Genomic DNA, 13,370 nt, shown 5'->3' with positions numbered 1-13,370 from the left:
TGCTTTACAACAAGACACATAGAGGGAGCGTTCACGCAACGCAACGGCCCAGGTAAATACTGGGATGCGTCGATGCGTGGCAGCCAGCCCAGTGACGATGCCGCATTGCGCGGCATCGATGCGTTTGAAACGCGACAGCGGCGGACTGGCGTGATAGCCGGTCCGCCGAAGCCTCGATCGTGGATCAGCGGGGCGTGCCGCCCAGTGCGGTGCCCACCGTGCCCAGCAGACCGCCCACCGCGCCGGTAACTGGTGCCAGCGGAGTGGCCGCACCGGCCGACGTCAGGCCCGAACCCACCGTAGTGACCACGTTGCCGGCCGGGGCCGTGATCGTGCTGACGGGACCCAGCGGGTTGCTGGCACCGCCTGCTGCGCCGCCCAGGCCACCTAGTGCGCTCGTGATCGGGGCCAGCGGGTTGGAGCCGCCAGCGCCGCCGAGACCACCCAGTGCGCCGGTGATCGGAGCCAGCGGGTTGCTGCCGCCCGCAGCACCACCCAGGCCGCCCACCAAGCCCGTAATCGGAGCCAGCGGGTTGGAGCCACCAGCGCCGCCAAGACCGCCAAGTGCGCCAGTGATGGGAGCGAGCGGGTTGCTACCGCCCGTGCCGCCACCCAGGCCGCCCAGCAAGCCCGTAATCGGAGCGAGCGGATTGCCACCCGATGCCGTCGGCGAATAGACCGCGCCGCCCAGTGCGGCAACCGTGTTGCCCGTGGCCGTCACCACGCCACCGAGACCGCTCACCACCGGAACGTTCGCTGCGGAGAGTGCGGTGCCGCCATTGGCCACCGCGCCGCCAATCGTGCCCAGCAGCGTGTTTGCCGGCGAGCCGAGGCCCGTGGCAGCGCCCAGCGTCTGTGTCCCGCTGGTGATCTGCGAAGTCAGCGGCACGATGGCCGTGCTCAGTTGCTGCGTGAGTTGTTCCACCGGGCCGGTCGACAGGGCCGTGCCCAGCGTGCTGCCGCCGTTGGCAACCGCCTGGCCGACTTGCGTGACCACGCCTGCCAGCGGTGTCGTCACCGGAGCCAGCGGCGCCAGCGGTCCAGTGCCAAGGTTATTGACCAGCGTGCCGGCGCTCGTGACCGTGTTGCCTGCGCCGGTCACCACATTCCCGAGGCTGGAAACCGTGGTGCCCACCGGATTGGCGTTGCGGCCGATGCTACCCAACCCGTCTTGAATGCCAGTGCCCAGTGCCGAGACTGTCGCGCCGGCATTTTCGACCACGCCGCCCAGGCCACTTTGCACGCCGCTCAGTTGCGAGGGCAGCGGTGCGGTGGCGATGGTATTGCCCAGGCCGCTCACGGTCGAGCCGGCTGCCGTGACGATGCCGCCTGCATTGTTGAGGACAGCGCCGGCCGGGGTCAGCGGCGCAGGTGCCGGAGTCGGACTGGGGGACGGCGAAGGCGAGGGCGAAGGCGAAGGCGACGGGGAGGGGGACGGCGAAGGCGTTGGTGTTGAACCGCTGCCGTTGTTATTCGAGCCGCCGCCGTTCGACCCACCGAGCGAGCTGCCCAAGTCGCCTGAACCGGAGCTGGCGCAACCACCCAAAACCAACAGGCTTGCCATGGTGGCGGCCAGGCACTTGATGTTCTTATTCATGATGGATCTCCCGTTTTAAAAAGTCCGCTTAAGTCAGCTGGAAAAGGTCTCACTGTCGATGTGAGGTGGCCGGACTCTGCAAACGGTGTGCCATGTCATGGTTATTACGCAATGCGTAATGAGGTGTGTGAACTTGCCGCGTTTAGCTCAATAAAAATGGAGGAATTGTGAAAACTAATCAGAATATGGGATTACATACCCCACCAAAGTAGGGGTTAAACGTTTGTTTCGGGGGTTATGTCTGAGGGAAATGTGTTCCCGTGTCACGTTACGTCGTAACGCTCGGAACACGGATTTGGGTGGGGAACAGTCCGCGTTCAGGGCGGGGTAGCACCTGGCGCGGTGCCCACAAAACCAATAACCACGCCGTCCTTTGAAAACTGAATCGGGCTTCTACCGCGCCTGGCATGCCATTTGCAGAATGTGGCCCGCAGTCCGCAATACCGAGCTCAGACATCAAGACACATCATTCCAAGAAGGGGACGGACCATGACTCACATTCGACACTCCATTCGCATTGCGCCATTGGCCTGCGCTGTCGCCGCTCTGATGCTGGCGGCTTGTTCTTCGGGAGGCTCCGGCTCGGGCAGTTCGCCGAATCCGAGCCCAAGCGACACGACGGGCGTGACGCCCGTCGGCAAGGTCGCAAATGGCACCGGCAACACCGTTGTGGCGACCGGCCAGGCAGTCAGCAGCCTCGGCTCGACGCTCCAGAACGCGAACATTCCCGGCCTGTCGGACCAAGCCAAGGCAGGCCTCGGCGGCACCGTGGACAACACTGGCAAAGCGGTCAGCGATCTCGGCCTGGGCATCCAGACCGGGCTAGGCAAGATGGGCCAGAACCCGAACCCGATCGGCACGACGGTGGCCAGCACCGGCAATGTCGTGACGGATCTCGGCCAGGCGACCGTAAGCGCCGGCTCCCTCGTGCAGGGCCTCGGCCAAGGCTCTGGCGCACCGCTCGCCCCGATCACCCAGCCGGTGGGCGGCGGCGTTCAGCAGATCGGCCAGGCGCTGATCGGCGGTGGCACGCTGCTGGGCAGCGCGCTGTCTTCCGGCGCGGTTCAGCAGGTGACGCAGCAACTGAGCACGGCGATCGTGCCGGTTACCACGCAGGTCAGCGGCGCCACCCAGATGATTGGCGATTCGACGGGCCTGGGCGGCGCCTTGAACAACCTGCTGGGGACCGTTGGCGGCGGCGTGGCCGGCGCCGGCAACACCATCACCGGAACGGGCGTGCCGGTGGTCTCGAACCTGGGCCCGGTGGTGACTTCACTCGGCACCACGGTCGCGGCAATCGGCGGCGTTGCCACGACCGGCGGCTCGGCGGGCAGCAATCCGCTGGGTGGCCTGCTCGGCGGCGTGGGCGGCGGCACTGGCGGCACGAACCCGCTGGCGCCGTTGACTGGCCTGCTGGGCGGCGCATCTGGCGGCTCCAACCCCCTGGCTCCTGTCACGGGTCTGCTGGGCGGCGCTGCCGGTGGCAGCAATCCGCTCGCCCCCGTCACCAACCTGCTGAGCGGCGCGACCAGCGCGGCCGGCGGCGCATCGGGCAGCAATCCGCTGGCCCCTGTTACCAACTTGCTGGGCGGCGTTGGCAGCCTGGCGCACTGAGCAGTACCTGTCTGTGCTCTTGAAGGTGCGCGGGCGTGTTCCCGTCGCTCGCGCATCCTTTTTTTGCCTGGACAGAAATGGGGAGCGTTCAGACCGGCCCCGAGGATTAATGGGAAACCCATCCAGATAATTGATCTAGTCTTAGGATCATTAGGGGATTTCCATTAGTTTTCAGAGGGTTGGCACGTCTTTAACGAAATTAAATAGAGACTTCACTCTAATTTGGGGCAAGTACCTCAATTGAGTTATTTTGTTTGCGGCACCGCACGCCTATAAAGTTGTTACGGGGTGTTACGTGACATACGTGACATGACCGAAAAAAAATGAATGCCCATGGGGGGCGTGTGGTGATCATCGGGCGTGTTCGGGACGCTTCGTTCGGTGATATTTGAATTCCGTTCCATTAGTGGAACGGCGCGAACAGCGATTTTTTTTTGCTGGTCGTGTCATCGCAGTAAATCCCCATGCGTTTAATTCGCTATTAGTCAATATGAACTGGCTACGGTTGGAGCGCCGAAAGCTGGTCGGGATCAACACATCCGCGGGCGAGTGCACAAACAGGAGAGAGATCATGAAGAACGCCATTCTGAAGTTCATCCGTGACGAACAAGGTGCCACCGCCGTCGAGTACGGCATGATCGCTGGCCTCATCGCAGCAGCGATCGTGACAATCGTGTCCACGCTCGGTACCAAGCTTGAGAGCGTGTTCGCGTCCATCTGCCAAGCCGTCAACAAGAACGTGGCTTGCTAGCAACCTGGTACGGCCACGTCGATACGCCAGGCTGGGCAGCGGTCGTAGTTCTTTCATTGGTTGCAATTGCGCAGGATTTCCGTGCAAGACGTGTGCCGAACTGGCTCGTCGCTGCGGGAGTTGTGCTGTCTGTCACCCTGATCAAGTTCGGCGGGGTACAGGCGCTTGCCTATGACTGGCAGGACTTCTGGCTCGGCGGAGCGATCGCGTTTGCCTGCTTTCTGCCGCTGTACGCCCTCGGCTGGATGGGTGCCGGCGACGTGAAGTTCTTCACTGTCGTCGGCCTGCTGGCAGGCTGGCATGGCCTTGTGGCCGTATGGCTTGTCTCGAGCATGATTTCCGGCCTGCATGCGCTCGCCATCATGGTGTTACGCCAGTTCGACGCGTCGTCGCCACCTGCATGGATCGTGATGCGCGTGTGCCCAGCGATCGTGCGTTGGGACATCGCTCAGGCAGGGCGCCGCGGCATCCCGTACGCCGCCTATATGGCAATCGGGTTGCTGAGCCTGCCATGGGTGCCCCCGGCGATGCGCATGCCATGGCTGCCGGGCATGTAGTTCAGACAGTTGAAGCGTTGAACAAGAGCCGCCAAGCGGCCAGCCTATAAGAAAGGAGTCGGCCATGCCGACATTGCAACGGGAACGGGAGGGTGCTCGCATGCACCCGAAAGTCCGCACGCATGCTGGCCGCTGCCCCCGGCGGCAAGGCAGTCGTGGCGCGGCTTCAGTCGAATTTGCCATCGTCGTGCCGGTGCTGCTGGTGCTCATGCTTGGCATCGTGTACTACGGCATGATCCTCGCCATGCAGCAGGCGCTGACCCTGGCGGCGGAAGAGGGCGCACGCGCCGCGCTCCGCTATCAGCCTTCCAACACGCAGCGCGTGGCGGCTGCCTATGCGGCCGTGACGTCGGTACTCCCCACCTTCCTTACCGGGCGGGTCCAGACCAATCAGAACAGCACCCCGCTCGTGAACTGCCAGAACGTGGCGGGCATGCAATGCCTGAGCGTGGTCCTGACGTTGCCCGTGACCTCCGGCAATAGTCCGTTGCTGCCTTCGATACCCCTGTTGCCCGCACCGGACACATTGACGGGCTCTGCCGTCGTGCAGCTGGTGCCTGGCTCCTGACACGTTTCAGTTCGCTGACCCTCTCGATCGACCGCTCGGACACGCCGCCCAGATGACCAGCAAACACCTCCAGATCTTCGCCGCCGCGCTGTTGCTGCTGGCTGCCATTCTTGGCGCCGTGGCATGGAAGACGGCGCATCGCCCGCCGGCGCCCGTGGCCGAGCAGAAAGATGGCAAAACCGTCTATCCCGTGGTCGTGACCATGAAACCGCTGGAGGCGGGCAAGCCCATCACCGCAGACCAGGTGGCCATTGAGCAACTGCCTATCAATCCGGCAGAGGCGTTTTCGGACGTGACGAAAGTGGTCGGGCGTGAACCCATTCTGCCGGTCGGCGTCGGTGTCCCGTTGATTGCCTCGCAGCTGTCGTCGGGCCTTGCGCAGCAGGTGGAGGCCGGGCAGCGCGCGGTCGCCATCAATGTGGACGAGGTGATTGGCGTGGGCAACCGCGTCATGCCGGGCGACTACGTGGACGTGTTTCTCGTGATGCGCAAGGACGGCCAGGAGGTTGAAGCCAGCCAGGCGCGCCTGCTGTTGCCGCACCTGCGCGTGCTGGCGTTTGGCCCGCTGGCCGTTAATGAAGGGGCGCAGAAGCAGCCCGAGAACAGTGGGGTGACGCGCAAGGTCGATCAGGCCAAGACGGCCGTGCTGGCCGTGCCGGTGGAGGCTGTCAGCCAACTGGCGATGGCACATCAGAGCGGTCGTCTGCTGCTGGCGCTGCGCAACCCGGGGGACGACGCCGAGCCGACCGTGAAGCCGCAGGACGCCGCCCTGCTGGCGGCCGCCAACCGCAATCCGATGGATGTGGCACAGGCCGGCGTGTCGATGGCCAGCCTGACTGGCTCGACGCGCCGCTCGCCGGTGCTCCAAGTGCCGCCGCTGCCCGTGGTGGCATCAACGCGCGAGACCGCACGCGCCAGTACAGTCGCCACCGGCGGCGTAGAGATCATCCGCGCAGGAAAACGTGAGGAGCAACATGACTGATGCCGCCATGGTTCGCGGTTGGATGGGCGTACTCGCGTTGGGCTGCGCCGCCTTCGTGTCGAGCGCATTTGCTGAGACGGCACCGACCGGCCAGACGCTTCATCTCCTGACGGGCAGCCAGCGCGAAATCCGCCTGGGCAAACCGCTCGAGCGCATTGCCATCGGTAACCCTGAGATTGCCGATGCGCTGTTGCTCAAGGGGCGCGGTACGGCCACGAGCGTTTTGATCATCGCCAAGAAGCCGGGTGCGGCCAACGTCATGGTCTGGACGCAAGGCGGCGTTGCGACGACTTACAACGTCCAAGTGGACGCCGCGGCGCCGCTGCCGGGCGATCCGGCCGTGGTTGCGCAGGGCGATACCGCCGTCGTTTCAGGTCAGCCCAAGGATGTTTACGCACTGGCTCGTGCGCGCCGCTCGGCCGCCGCAGCCAGCGGCGGGGAAAAGCCCAAAGACGGCAACGTCATCGACACCACTTCGATGAACGTGCCGGGCACGGTGCAAGTCGACGTGCGTGTGGTGGAGTTCAGCAAGACGGTGCTCAAGGAAGCGGGCTTCTCCTTCACCCGCACGCGCGGCGGTTTCAGCTTCAACACGTTCTCGCCGTCATCGTTGACCAAGTACACGTTCGGCTCGACGGGGTTGTCGACCGAGTCGACCATGCCGATCGGCTCCGCGTTCAACCTGCTGATCGGGTCGGTCAGCAAGGGGCTCTTTGGCAACCTGAGTTTGATGGAATCGAACGGCATGGCGCGCGTGCTGGCCGAGCCAAGCCTGGTTGCCCTGTCAGGCCAGAGCGCCAACTTCCTGGCCGGCGGCGAGATTCCGATTCCCGTGCCGCAAGCGCTGGGTACCACCACCATCGAGTACAAGCCGTTCGGTATCGGGCTGACGGTCTCACCGACGATCCTGTCGGAAAACCGCATCGCCCTGAAAGTGGCGCCCGAAGCGAGCGACCTGGATTTCAGCCGAGGCATCACGCTCAATGGCGCAACGGTGCCGGCCATCGTTACGCGCCGCGCCGATACGACCGTTGAACTCGGCGATGGCGAAAGCTTTGTCATCGGTGGGCTGGTCAGCCGATCGACGCTGTCCAACGTCGACAAGGTGCCGTTCCTGGGCGACGTGCCGATCATCGGGACGTTCTTCAAGCGCCTGAACTACAACCAGGAAGAGCGCGAACTGGTGATCATCGTCACGCCGCATCTGGTCAAGCCGATGGCACGCAATGCGCCGATCGACAAGATGCTGCCGGGACAGAACGGCGGGCAGGATCGCGATACCGCAGGCGACCCCGTGTGGCGGCCGTTTGCTCTGGGGGTGGCAGATCGGGCCACCATGCCCGGGTTCTCGAACTAAGGGGCCGGCATGGATTACTTCCTTCTGCACGGCGGCGCGCGTGGCGGTATGCAGGGCGACGCCCAGGTGGCAGGTGTGCACCGCTGGCTGGCTGGGGCGATTCGTGAACTGGGCGTGCTGGTGGCCGAAACGACTGGCCACGACGCATTCATCGAGCAGATTGGCGCAGTGAACCCGGAAGTGGTGTTCGTGCGCTTTGCCTCATCGCCCACGCTGATTGACGTGCCAGACCACGACCAGAAGCTGGGCGAGGGGGCCGACGCGATCAACGAGGCGACGCAACTGGTCGCACAACTCACGCGCCTGTTTCCGGGCTTGCCGCTGGTGGCCGTGGGTTCCGCTGCCGATGGCCGCGCGATGCTGGCTGCCTTGCGCGCAGGGGTGAAGGATTTCGTCGATGTGGACGGCGCGCCGGCCGAGGCCGTGCGCGTGGTGCGTCGCCTGCTGGCGGAGCGCGCATCGGCGGAGCCGACCCGCCGTGGCCGCGTGCTGGCCGTGTTGGGCGCACGCCCTGGCGTGGGCGCCACCACGTTGGCCACCAATTTGGCCACGCTCGTGCGCCGCACGTCGGCCAGTGATGTGATGCTGCTCGATCTGGGCCAGCCGCTGCGCGATGGCGCGCTGTACCTGAACGTGCAGGCCAATTTCCATTTCGTTGAAGCCGTGCGCAACTTGCGCCGCTTCGACCAGGTGTTTGTGCAGACCGCGCTGTCGCGTCATCCGAACGGGCTTGCCATCCTGCCGCTGCCGATCTCGCTGGCCGAGATGCGTGACATTTCGTTCTCCGAAGCGCTCGGCCTGCTCAATCGGCTGCGTACGTTCTTCGACCTGCAGGTCGTTGACCTGGGCGGCTTCGGCAACATCGACTTCATCGCACAGATCATCAAGGCCGCCGACGACGTGATGCTGGTGACCGAGCAGAGCGTGGGCGCCATCGTGTCGGCGGCCGAGCTGATGCAGGAACTCAAGAAGCGCGAAATTGACCGCGACCACCTGCACCTGGCCATTTCGAAGTTCGACACGCGCCTGTCGTTGGACGCGGCGCAGATTGCCGAGCGGCTGGAAATTCCTTCGGTGCTGACTGTGCCGAACCGCCGCGAAGCGCTGGTGATCGCCTCCAACCAGGGAGCGATGCTGGCCGAGACCCACCCCACCGATGCATATGTGCGTGCGCTAGCCCAGATTGCGCAGACGCTCGGCTATGCCCAGCAGAGCGAGCGTGCGTCGGGTGTGTCGAGCTGGGTCTCAGGCGTGAGTGCGCGGCTGGGCGGGCGCTTTGGCGGGCGCTCCAAACGCAAGTCGGCAGACGCCACTGAACTGGATATCGGTACCACCGAACGGAACGCGACATGACCCAACCCATCGAGTTCTCCAACCAGGCGGACGCCGGCCACGGCGTGTTTGCCGTTTCGCAGGCCTTCCAGGACATCAAGGAAGCCGCGCACGAACACCTGCTGACGCGCATCGAAGAACTTGGCGCCGAGTTCGGCCGTTGGTCGCGCACGGCCATCCAGCGTTTTGTCGATCTGGAAGTGGAAGGCTTCACGCGCATGCGCCGTATCCCCGTCAACGAGACGGAGGTGCGGCAGATTGCCGAGGCGCTGACGAAGGAGTTGGCCGGCTTTGGCCCCATCGAAGACCTGCTGGCCGATCCGGCGGTGGAAGACATTCTCGTCAACGGACATCTGGACGTGTACGTGTCGCGCCACGGCATTCTGGAGCGCATTCCGGTGCGCTTTGCCGATAACAACCACCTGCTGCGCATCGTGCGCCGCATCCTCGCGCCGATCGGGCGCCGGTTGGATGAATCGAATCCGATGGTCGACGCGCGCCTGCCCGATGGTGGGCGGATCAACGTGGTCATTCCGCCGCTCGCCCTGGAAGGGCCAGTGGTGTCGATCCGCAAGTTCCGGAAAGACCCGCTCAAGCCGGAAGACCTGCTCGGCCTTGGCACGATGAGTGAAGAGATCGGGGCGCTGATCGAATCCGCTGTGCGCGCCCGATGCAACATCCTGGTGAGCGGTGGCACCAGCTCAGGCAAGACGTCGCTCCTTAACGCGATGGCGTATCACATTCCCGAGGCCGAGCGCGTGATCACCATTGAAGACACGGCCGAACTGTCGCTCAACCACCCGCACGTGGTGCGCCTGGAAAGCCGGCCGGGCGGCTTCGAGGGCACGGGCGTCGTCACGATTCGAGAACTGCTGCGCAACAGCCTGCGCATGCGGCCCGACCGCATCATCGTGGGCGAAGTGCGTGGCGGTGAAGTGCTGGAGATGCTGCAAGCCATGAGCACCGGCCACGATGGCTCGATGGGCACCATTCACGCCAGCAGCCCGCGCGAATGCCTCTACCGGTTGGAGATGCTGGCGGGCTTTGCCGGCTTCCAAGGCAGTGAGGTGAGCTTGCGCCGGCAGATCACCAACGCCATTGATTTCATCGTGCAGATCGGGCGGTTGTCCAACGGCAAGCGCCGCATCCTGTCGATCACGGAAGTGACGGGGCTCGGGGACAACATCATCTCCACGCAGGAGCTGTACCGCTACGAGCCCTACATCGGCCCGGACGGCGAAGAGGTCGACCGCTGGACGGCGCTCGGCCTGCAGCCGCATTCGCCCAAGCTGGCCCGCATGCGCAACAGCGAAGGCGGCGGGATGGACGGTGGCATGACCGGATTCGGCGGCGGAGGCCGTTTCCATGTCTAGCATGACGCTCTGGTTTGGTTGCCTCGCGCTGCTGCTGATGGGCGCATCGCTCATGCTGTGGGCGGAGGCCGTGCGCCGTCGCGAGCGCGAGGCATCGCGCAGCTTCGTGCGTGCACAGACCGAGCAGATCAATGCGCGTTATCAACCGAATGTGGAGCCCGTGCCGGCAAGCGTGCCCGATTCGCTGAATCGGGCCTGGCAGGATGCACTGCGCCGCGCCGATATCGAGCCGAGCCGGCGGTTTTACGTGGTGCTGATTGGCCCCGCGCTGATGATTGCGCTCGCCGCCTGGGCCGTGTCGAGCCTGCTTTCGGCCCTGACAGTGCTCGCGCTGTATGTCGTGATCGTTGCGTTCCTGTTTTGGAACCGCACCCGGAAGATGAACGAGCGCCTGCTGGCGCAATTGCCGGGCTTTCTCGATGGCGTGGTGCGGCTGATGAGCATCGGCAGCGCGGTGCCCGCGGCGTTTCAGGCGGCGAGTGCGAATACCGAGCAGCCGTTGCGCAACTGCCTGATCGCCATCACCCAGATGCAGCGCGCCGGCAAAGACCTCGACGCAGCGGTGCTGACAGTCGGCCAGCAGTACCGTGTGAACGAACTGGTCCTGCTGTCGTCGGTGCTGCGCTTGGCGTTGCGCTACGGCGGTCGGGCAGACATTGTGATGGAGCGCACGGCCGCATTCATGCGCGACCGCCAGCAAGCTCAGCGCGAGCTGTTTGCGCTGTCGGCGGAGACGCGGTTGTCCGCATGGATCATCGGGCTGCTGCCGATCGTGGTCGGCGGTGTCATCGTCATGTTCAATGCGGCGTACATCATGTCGATGTGGCGCGACCCGTTCGGCAAGACGTTGATTCTCACTGCCTTCGGCCTGGAAGTGCTGGGTGCGGTCATGCTGGCCAAGCTGGCGAAATCGGTCTGAGGAGGGCGCATGGACGACACCCTGATCACCCTCAGCCTGACCGCAGCGGCGGCGGGCGTGCTGGTATTCGGTGGGCTCGCGCTGCGTGCGACGCTCACGCGGCATCGGAGCGCGCGCAAGCTCGATACGGCGCTGTCAGACCTGCGTGCGACGGCGGCAAAGGCCCCCGCGGCCGCTGGGGCGCCAGTCGTGCCGCCCGCCACCAAGCCGCGCCCGCATGGCCCGCGTGAAGCCCAGCAGCTCCAGCAGCAGATTGCCAAGGTGGGGCAGCGTTGGATCGACACGGACCTGGGCCGCCGCATCGTGACTGAGGAAGACCGCAAGCTGCTCGAAGAATGCGGCTACTACGGCGAACACGCCCGCACCGTCTTTGGTGGCACCCGTATCTTGCTGCCGCCGCTGCTTGGCGTGTTCGGCGCATTGCATGCGTCATCGCTCCTGTTCGTGTTCGTGTTTGGCTTTGTTGGCATTGCACTGGGCTACCTTGCGCCGAAGTGGTTGCTCGGGCGTCGCAAGGAAAATCGTCGGCGCCGTATGGATGATGAGCTGCCGGTCATGGTCGACATGCTGCGGCTGCTGCAGGGTGTGGGCTTGTCGATTGACCAGAGCCTGCAGGTGATTGCGAACGAATTCCACAGCATGCTGCCCGTGCTGGCGGGTGAATTTGGGCGCGCCAACCAGCAGTTCGCCTCGGGCCGTCCCCGCGAGCAGACGCTGCTGCGCATTGCGCGCCTGTTCGATAACGAAGACCTGAAGGGCCTGATTACGCTACTCACGCAGGTGGATCGCTTCGGCGGCGCAGTGCAGGAGCCGCTGCGGCAGTTCGGCGGGCGTCTGCAGGAGAACCGCCGCGCTCGCCTGAAGGAGCGCGTGGGCAAGCTGACCGTGCAGATGACGATGATCATGGTCTTGACGCTGTTGCCCGCGTTGCTGATCGTCACTGCGGGGCCGGGCTTCATGGGCGTCATGCGCAGCCTGCAACATACCGGGGGACATTGAGATGACACGCTTCCCAAACACCGCGCGCGCCAGCTGGGTCGGCGTGGCCATGTTGACCATCCTCCTGGCTGGCTGTGGCTCGATGGCGACGTCCGACATGAGCCTGCGCGCCGATGCCGACATTGAAATGGCACGTCAGCGTCAGAGCCAGGAGAAGTCCGAGATCACCAGTCCGGCGACGTATCTTTCGTTGATCCGCAAGATGCAGGAGCAGGGCCTGTACTACGCATCGCTAGCGCATATCGATGCCTACCAGCAACGCTATGGCCGCGCGCCCGAGATCATGCTGCTGCGCGCGGATGCGCTGCGCGAAACCGACCAACTTGCTGCTGCTAATGCCGAGTACCGGGCGGTGGTGGGTGCCACCTCCGCCATGGGCGCAGGCACGCAAGGCGGATTGCTCAATGCCGCGGCCTGGCGCGGACTGGGCATCGTTGCGGGGCGCCAAGGCAACTTTGCCGAAGCGGCTCGCCGGCTGCAGGTGGCGGCCCAGGCCAACCCGACCGACGCCAGCACGGCCAGCGATCTTGGCTACGCGCTCATGCGCGCCGGCGAGGTTGAGCAAGCCCGCGTGCCGTTGATGCAGGCGCAGCAGATGGCCGCCTCCAGCCCGAAGATCGCCGGCAACCTGGTGATCTGGCTGGCCGTGAACGATCGCAAGGACGATGCTGCATCCCTCGCGTCGCACGCACAACTGACGGCATCTGCCCGCAAAGCAGTCGATGACGACGTTGCTCGCGTGCGCGCTGCCTGGCGAGATCGCCGTATCGCCCGGGAAACCACAACGATGGTGCCGCGCGGCGTGGCAACCGGGCCTTCTGCGGCAGCGTCTGCGGGCGTCTCGGTCGCCGCCGCGGCGACCGCCACCCCCACATCGGCCCGCCCGCTGGCATTGCAGCGCGGTCGCCTGCTTGACACCTTGGAGGTTTCGCAATGACTTTTCGCATCCTGATGGCCGCCGGTGTGGCGGCATGGCTGACGTGCAGCGTTGCCGGCGCCCAGGGGTTCTCGGGCAGCGACTCGCAGGGCGCCGCGGCGGCACCCAAGGTCGGCACCCACGTGAATGATGCGACGCGAGCGCTGTTCAAGGCGCAAGCCGAGGGCACCTACGCGGGCGAGTTCGTACCGTTGCGAGGCGAGCAGGCGGCGCTGGCCTATCAGCGCTACCTCAATTCGTTCAATCAGGCCATGCCCGGCCTGGCACAGCAGAGCTCCGGAACGCGGGCGTCGACGGTCAACCTTGTCCAGCAGTCGGGGCGCTGATCCCTGCAGAATGCGCCCCACGCTGTGACACGAGCCGCCGCCCCCCGTCTTCGCCGAG

13 protein-coding genes are annotated in these 13,370 nt (G+C 64.9%); 12 read left to right on the top strand and 1 reads right to left on the bottom strand.

What is annotated here, in order from left to right; translation table 11 throughout:
• Positions 1–184: 184 nt before the first annotated feature.
• The gene (locus M1D44_RS21910; RefSeq protein ID WP_316852433.1) at positions 185–1,597 is read right to left on the bottom strand and encodes a collagen-like triple helix repeat-containing protein; all 1,413 of its coding nucleotides are present in this window, start codon (positions 1,595–1,597) and stop codon (positions 185–187) included.
• Positions 1,598–2,086: 489 nt separating this feature from the next.
• On the opposite strand from M1D44_RS21910, the gene M1D44_RS21905 reads away from it, so the two are divergent.
• From M1D44_RS21905 to M1D44_RS21850, 12 genes are all read left to right on the top strand, one after another.
• Positions 2,087–3,211, top strand: coding sequence for a collagen-like triple helix repeat-containing protein (locus tag M1D44_RS21905; protein WP_316683118.1), 1,125 nt, complete (start codon positions 2,087–2,089; stop codon positions 3,209–3,211).
• Positions 3,212–3,782: 571 nt separating this feature from the next.
• Positions 3,783–3,962 carry a Flp family type IVb pilin gene (locus M1D44_RS21900; RefSeq protein ID WP_024978683.1) on the top strand — a complete coding sequence of 60 codons (180 nt, stop codon included), beginning with the start codon at positions 3,783–3,785 and terminating at the stop codon, positions 3,960–3,962.
• A 92-nt stretch (positions 3,963–4,054) separates the two neighbouring features.
• Positions 4,055–4,519 (top strand): A24 family peptidase, encoded by a 465-nt coding sequence (locus tag M1D44_RS21895; RefSeq protein WP_024978684.1) that lies wholly within the window; start codon positions 4,055–4,057, stop codon positions 4,517–4,519.
• A 64-nt stretch (positions 4,520–4,583) separates the two neighbouring features.
• A complete protein-coding gene (locus M1D44_RS21890; RefSeq protein WP_428984223.1) occupies positions 4,584–5,087 on the top strand; it encodes a TadE/TadG family type IV pilus assembly protein in 504 nt (167 codons plus the stop codon).
• A 52-nt stretch (positions 5,088–5,139) separates the two neighbouring features.
• Entirely contained in the window at positions 5,140–6,069 is a 930-nt protein-coding gene (gene cpaB / locus M1D44_RS21885; RefSeq protein WP_316852432.1) for a Flp pilus assembly protein CpaB, read from the top strand.
• Positions 6,062–7,426, top strand: coding sequence for a type II and III secretion system protein family protein (locus M1D44_RS21880; RefSeq protein WP_024978687.1), 1,365 nt, complete (start codon positions 6,062–6,064; stop codon positions 7,424–7,426). Before cpaB ends, M1D44_RS21880 begins: the two co-directional genes overlap by 8 nt.
• Before the next feature lie 9 nt (positions 7,427–7,435).
• Positions 7,436–8,779, top strand: coding sequence for an AAA family ATPase (locus M1D44_RS21875; protein ID WP_316852431.1), 1,344 nt, complete (start codon positions 7,436–7,438; stop codon positions 8,777–8,779).
• Complete coding sequence (locus M1D44_RS21870; protein WP_112188098.1) at positions 8,776–10,131, top strand: CpaF family protein; 1,356 nt, start codon at positions 8,776–8,778, stop codon at positions 10,129–10,131. Before M1D44_RS21875 ends, M1D44_RS21870 begins: the two co-directional genes overlap by 4 nt.
• The gene (locus tag M1D44_RS21865) at positions 10,124–11,050 is read left to right on the top strand and encodes a type II secretion system F family protein (RefSeq protein WP_024978690.1); all 927 of its coding nucleotides are present in this window, start codon (positions 10,124–10,126) and stop codon (positions 11,048–11,050) included. The genes M1D44_RS21870 and M1D44_RS21865 overlap by 8 nt, the downstream gene beginning before the upstream one ends.
• Before the next feature lie 9 nt (positions 11,051–11,059).
• The gene (locus tag M1D44_RS21860; protein WP_024978691.1) at positions 11,060–12,049 is read left to right on the top strand and encodes a type II secretion system F family protein; all 990 of its coding nucleotides are present in this window, start codon (positions 11,060–11,062) and stop codon (positions 12,047–12,049) included.
• 1 nt (position 12,050) lies between these two features.
• Positions 12,051–12,986, top strand: coding sequence for a tetratricopeptide repeat protein (locus M1D44_RS21855; protein ID WP_316852430.1), 936 nt, complete (start codon positions 12,051–12,053; stop codon positions 12,984–12,986).
• Positions 12,983–13,312, top strand: a complete 330-nt coding sequence (locus M1D44_RS21850; protein ID WP_112188092.1) for a DUF3613 domain-containing protein — start codon at positions 12,983–12,985, stop codon at positions 13,310–13,312. The genes M1D44_RS21855 and M1D44_RS21850 overlap by 4 nt, the downstream gene beginning before the upstream one ends.
• Positions 13,313–13,370 lie beyond the last annotated feature (58 nt).

The organism is Ralstonia sp. SA306 (assembly GCF_054792405.1).
Note: the sequence above shows the minus strand (reverse complement) of the source record. Positions and strands in the feature narration are given on the sequence as shown.

Coding starts and splice junctions, on each gene's coding strand:
- M1D44_RS21850 (WP_112188092.1), top strand. CDS start 12,983: ATGACTTTTCGCATCCTGATGGCCGCCGGTGTGGCGGCATGGCTGACG.
- M1D44_RS21870 (WP_112188098.1), top strand. CDS start 8,776: ATGACCCAACCCATCGAGTTCTCCAACCAGGCGGACGCCGGCCACGGC.
- M1D44_RS21860 (WP_024978691.1), top strand. CDS start 11,060: ATGGACGACACCCTGATCACCCTCAGCCTGACCGCAGCGGCGGCGGGC.
- M1D44_RS21900 (WP_024978683.1), top strand. CDS start 3,783: ATGAAGAACGCCATTCTGAAGTTCATCCGTGACGAACAAGGTGCCACC.
- M1D44_RS21875 (WP_316852431.1), top strand. CDS start 7,436: ATGGATTACTTCCTTCTGCACGGCGGCGCGCGTGGCGGTATGCAGGGC.
- cpaB (WP_316852432.1), top strand. CDS start 5,140: ATGACCAGCAAACACCTCCAGATCTTCGCCGCCGCGCTGTTGCTGCTG.
- M1D44_RS21890 (WP_428984223.1), top strand. CDS start 4,584: ATGCCGACATTGCAACGGGAACGGGAGGGTGCTCGCATGCACCCGAAA.
- M1D44_RS21880 (WP_024978687.1), top strand. CDS start 6,062: ATGACTGATGCCGCCATGGTTCGCGGTTGGATGGGCGTACTCGCGTTG.
- M1D44_RS21855 (WP_316852430.1), top strand. CDS start 12,051: ATGACACGCTTCCCAAACACCGCGCGCGCCAGCTGGGTCGGCGTGGCC.
- M1D44_RS21905 (WP_316683118.1), top strand. CDS start 2,087: ATGACTCACATTCGACACTCCATTCGCATTGCGCCATTGGCCTGCGCT.
- M1D44_RS21865 (WP_024978690.1), top strand. CDS start 10,124: ATGTCTAGCATGACGCTCTGGTTTGGTTGCCTCGCGCTGCTGCTGATG.
- M1D44_RS21910 (WP_316852433.1), bottom strand. CDS start 1,597: ATGAATAAGAACATCAAGTGCCTGGCCGCCACCATGGCAAGCCTGTTG.